Annotated in this window: 3 protein-coding genes; all 3 read left to right on the top strand. The window is 66.9% G+C overall.

Features of this window, described 5'->3' with window-relative positions; all coding sequences use genetic code 11:
• Nucleotides 1-246: 246 nt before the first annotated feature.
• Nucleotides 247-522, top strand: coding sequence for a hypothetical protein (locus LK10_RS04245; RefSeq protein ID WP_043120424.1), 276 nt, complete (start codon nucleotides 247-249; stop codon nucleotides 520-522).
• Between the two features lie 388 nt (nucleotides 523-910).
• Nucleotides 911-1,402, top strand: a complete 492-nt coding sequence (locus LK10_RS04240; protein WP_043120423.1) for a hypothetical protein — start codon at nucleotides 911-913, stop codon at nucleotides 1,400-1,402.
• A gap of 452 nt (nucleotides 1,403-1,854) precedes the next feature.
• The coding region (locus tag LK10_RS04235) for a helicase-related protein (RefSeq protein ID WP_052206942.1) at nucleotides 1,855-4,829 on the top strand (2,975 nt) is incomplete at its 3' end.

Here is a 4,829-nt window from a genome sequence, read left to right as displayed (position 1 = left end):
ACCCCCCCCCCCCCCCCCCCCCCGCATGCTGGGGTGCCGATAGGATTGGGCATGAATTATGCGATCGCGATCCACCACTGCGCCGGTATCGCGATCGAGGATTACCCCTGCCTGTTCTAGAACTGGCTGAATAGCCCCTACAAGCTCGCCAGATCCCCACAGCCAGATACAGGTAGCGGTGGCCCTCTCTGTCCGGGTTCACTCGCCAGCGCGTCCCAGCGGTACCTTTGGGACGTGCAACTAAGAATGACTTGGAACGAGGACGGCGGCCTTACCGTCGCTCGCGTATCGACAGACCCCCGGGGCGAACAAGTCAAGGGCGAGATCAGGGCTCCTCTCGAAGAATGGCTGAACATCGTGGTGGGCGTGCTAGCGATGCTGCCTGGCAAGCCGGACCCAACGGGACAGGGATATGTGCTTGGACCAGCGAATGCCGACCCGGACATGATCGGCGCCCTTATAGCTGCAAAGCTCAAGGAGCGCCCTTCCTATCGTGGGGGCAACTACAGCGACCCCAACTAGCTACAACGAGCTAGGGCCACTTCTCCGTTCGGCGCGCATGTCGTGGCCGCCTGGCAAAACCTAAACCCGAAGGCTCCTTACGGTGGTTCCATGACCAGCCATGTGTAGCATCGATTCGCTCGCGCAATCGCCCGAATAGTTCGACATACCGGCGCCAGCAGAGCGCGCAACCGCCCTGCAGTCTCCTCGCACCTGCATCATTCGTATTCGACGCATGTACGGAGAGTGTGCGACGTGCTCTACCGCCTCCGCGCGTCCGCGCTTCTAAGGCCGAGCAGGGGGCCGGTCGAGCGCTTCATTAAGGCGTTCCTGGCCATCGATCGCGCCTGAGAGCGGGCCTATCGGCGAGTCGGCACTCATGGGGAGTCAGCAACGATAGCATTCTTGAATGCCAAAGCTCGTTCGTAGTTCGCTCATCGCCGGTGCCGTTGTCGCAGTGAGCGTGGCGCTGGCGGCTTGTTCGGGGGGAGGGAACGGCGCCGACAACGGCGGCTCATCGAACACGCAGGCATTGAAGTCCGCACAGGTGCCGTCGCCGAGTCCCACGCCCGTCAGCCTCGACGGGAAATGGAAGCAGACGAACTCCAAGTCGACGGATTCCTGGCAGGCGGCGACGATCAGCGGAAACACCATCGAGATCGACTGGACCACCGACAAAGGCGACACCAGCTCTCTCTACTGGGCTGGTTCCGTGGCCCCTCCGGCGACTCCGGGCGACACATTCACCTGGACGTCGAATAAGGACACTTCGAAGACCGCCCACGCGCTCCTGGCCTCCTCCGACGCCACCAAAGTCTTCACCTACGACCACGGAGTCATCAGCTACTCGGCAAGCATCCTCGGCACCACCACGACCGTCAAGCTCGCCCCCGAAAAGTAGGCCCGGCCACTCGCCTGCGAGGCCGCTTCCGAACGACACCAGCCCTTCCGGGTCCGCGCGGCGAGCGTGAGAAAGCAGGCCTGGCATTCAACGGCCGGGCTGCTCCCAGCTTGTGGTCGAGAACTCTCGCTCCCAGGGGGAACGCCCAAGGTCACGGTGCTCCCGGCGCCGAATCCCTTGTGATCGAGCCGTGGGCGGGCCGGATGCCCTTATTTTGTCGGTGGGTGCGGATAGCTTGGCGGCGTCTATGTCCATTCGCCGTCCCATGCTGGCGGCGCAGCTGTGCAGAGGAGGGCGATGATGGCCCTTGCTGAGATGGGAAGAATCTGGCCGAAGGCCAGACTGGCTGGCCTTGTCGCCCCGGGCCGCCCCCAGGGCGGGCGGGTGCATCCGTTGCCTCGGGGCCGACGATGAGTCCGCGACGGGGCAGGCCTCCACGTCGCGGGGAGTGGGTGGGGCAGGCCGACCTGTTCTCAGTCGAGCCGGGCGGCTACGCGTTGGATAGGCTGGCGGCCCTGCACTGGCCAGCTGCCGAGCAGTTCCCTGTCAACCACGCTGGCGCGCGCGTGCGGGCAGTGGTGTGGAGCGACCTTGTCTCCTCGGCATCACCGCTGATCGTGGCCGGGTTCTCCTCGATCGCCGAACTGGTCGAACTCATCGCCGCCTGGGACCGACAGCCCGATGCCGCCCAGGCCAGGGTGCTGCTCGGCACAGAGCCCTTCGCCTCGGAAAGGTCGAGCTTCGCCTCGGCCCAGGTGACCTTCACCGAGGATGTCCGACGCTACTGGCTCGAGGAGGAGGGAGTGTCGCTGCGGCTGTCGGCGAAGGTCCTCCAAGTCATCAGGGCGTTGGGCGAGGACCGCGTGTCAGTCCGCTTCGTCGACGGGTCCACACGGCTGCACGCGAAGATCTATGTGGGGTCAGACGCGGCGACCGTGGGATCGAGTAACTTCACCGGTGCCGGTCTCGGCAGCCAGATCGAGGCGAACGCCAGGTTTGACCGCCGCGCCGAGGCCAGCCGCTATCACGGCCTCGTCGAGATGGCGGAGAACTTCTGGGACGTCGGGCAGCACTGGGACGACCAGTTCCGTGACCTGCTGCACGCGCTGCTTCGGTTCGTCCCCTGGCAGGAGGCGCTCGCGAGGGCGTGTTCTGACCTGCTGGACGGTGCGTGGGCCGAGCGATACCTCACCAGCAGCGCCGCGGGCTCCCGGCTCTGGCCATCCCAGGTGTCCGGGATCGCGCAGGCCCTGTGGATCGTGGAGAACGTCGGCAGCGTGCTCGTCGCGGACGCCACCGGGTCCGGCAAGACGCGCATGGGGGCCCACCTCGTGCGCGCTGTGCGGGATCGGATGTGGAGCACCGGCCGAGTGCGCGGCGATCTCACCGTCCTGGTCTGTCCGCCGTCGGTGGAGGACACCTGGTACCGGGAGGCAGTCTCCTGCGGCGTCTCGATCAACACGGTCTCCCACGGCCTGCTGAGCCGGCACTCGGAAGAGGGGCCCCGTGCGCAGGAGCTGGCGGTCAAGGACGCACAGATCCTCGCCGTGGACGAAGGCCACAACTTCCTGAGCCCGGGCGCGAACCGCACACGGCAGGTCCGTGAGAGCCTCGCCGAGCATGTCCTGCTGTTCACCGCGACCCCGATCAACCGCGGCTCGGCCGACCTGCTCCAGCTGGTCGGCCTCCTGGGCGCGGACAACTTCGAGGACGAGACGCTGGATGTCCTGGAACGGCTCGAGCGGCGCGGCGGCCAGGGCCTCGAGATGACATCGCAGCAGCAGGAGCTGCTCCGGCGCGAGATCCAGCGCTTCACAGTGCGACGGACGAAGCCGATGCTGAACGCGATGGTCGAGGACGATCACGAGGCCTACCGGCACCCTGTGACGGGGCGGGTATGCCGGTACCCCCGGCACGAGCCGGTGACTTATCCGACGGGAGAGACCCGGGAGGACGAGGCGGTCGCGGCCCGGATCCGCGAAGCAACCGCCGGCCTGGCCGGCGTGGCATTGCTCGGCCGCCAGATCGCGGTCCCACATGGGCTGGCCCACGAATACACCGACGAGCGCTGGCTGGAGAGCCGGCTCGCCGCCGCCCGTGGACTGGCCAGCCACCACGTGCTCACTGCGATGCGCTCCTCCCGGGCAGCCCTCATCGAGCACGTAGCGGGGACCGAGGAAGCGGTCAGACTGTGCTCGATCGACAGCGCCTTCAAGCCCAAGCCGACCGGCAACATGCTCAGCACCATCGCCGAGCTCGCCCGCCAGGGCCCCCCGGAGCTCCTGCTCGACTGCGAGGTACCGCCATGGCTGACCGACCCCTCGGCATGGCGGGACGCCTGCGAGCACGAACTCGAGTGCTATCGCGCGATCCTGGACGCGGCCCAGCATCTCTCGACAGCACGCGAGCAGGCCAAAGCCGACCTCCTCGCCAAGCTGAGCCGGAAGCACCCACGGGTCATAGCCTTCGACCATCACCTCATCACCCTCGCCGCGATCCAGCAGCTCATCGACCACCATGGCACCCCGGTGATCGTTGCGACCGGCGCCAACAAGAAGAACCGCAAGGAGGTCGAGCGCGTCTTCGCCCCCGCCAGCGACGCCACCGGGATCGCCCTGTGCTCCGACGCGATGAACGAGGGGCTCAACCTCCAGGGCGCCTCTGCAATGGTCCACTTCGACGTGCCGACGACCCTTCGCGTCGCCGAGCAGCGGGTCGGCCGGGTCGACCGGATGGACAGCCCCCACGACGCGATCGATGTCTGCTGGCCCCGCGACGGCGCAGCATTCGCCACCCGGGCCAACGAGCTCCTCGCGGCCCGCGCCCAGGAGAGCAACTCGCTCTTGGGCGCGAACCTGAAGGTGCCGAACCTCGCCGAGGGGCAGGACGACATCGTCGATATCGAACAGCACATCGACATGCTGGAGGCCGCCCGCGAGGAAGCATGGGATGGCATCCGCGACGCACTCGATCCGGTACGCCGCCTCGTCGAGGGACCGGATTCCCTGGTCGCCCGCCCCATCTACGAGGAGCACCGCACAACCAGGCATCGTGTGCTCGCCCGGGTCAGCCCGGTCAGGTCAGCAGAACCCTGGGCCTTCTTCGCCGTCACCGGAGTAGGGCACGGGGCCCCTCGCTGGATCCTGCTCGAGGGGGCAGGCGCACGAGCGATCATCGGGCTCGAGGACATCGTGGGGCCCCTCCGCGAGAAGCTCCGCGAGGACCCGCCCAGCCTCCCCTACGATGAAGTCTGCGACGAGTGGCTGAACCGCTATCTCACAGAAGCAACACGCGTTGAGCGACTGCTCCTTCCGCGCCGCATGCTCCGGGCGCTCGATCAGATGGGCCAGGCCATCGACGACTGGGCATCCAAAGCGGCACGGCGCGGAGAGTACGAGATCAGCGAGCGTTGGAGGAAGGTCAGAGC

Origin of the sequence: Sinomonas humi (assembly GCF_000802235.1) — a bacterium.
Classification (GTDB): domain Bacteria; phylum Actinomycetota; class Actinomycetes; order Actinomycetales; family Micrococcaceae; genus Sinomonas; species Sinomonas humi.
This window is presented reverse-complemented; position numbering and strand designations above follow the sequence as displayed.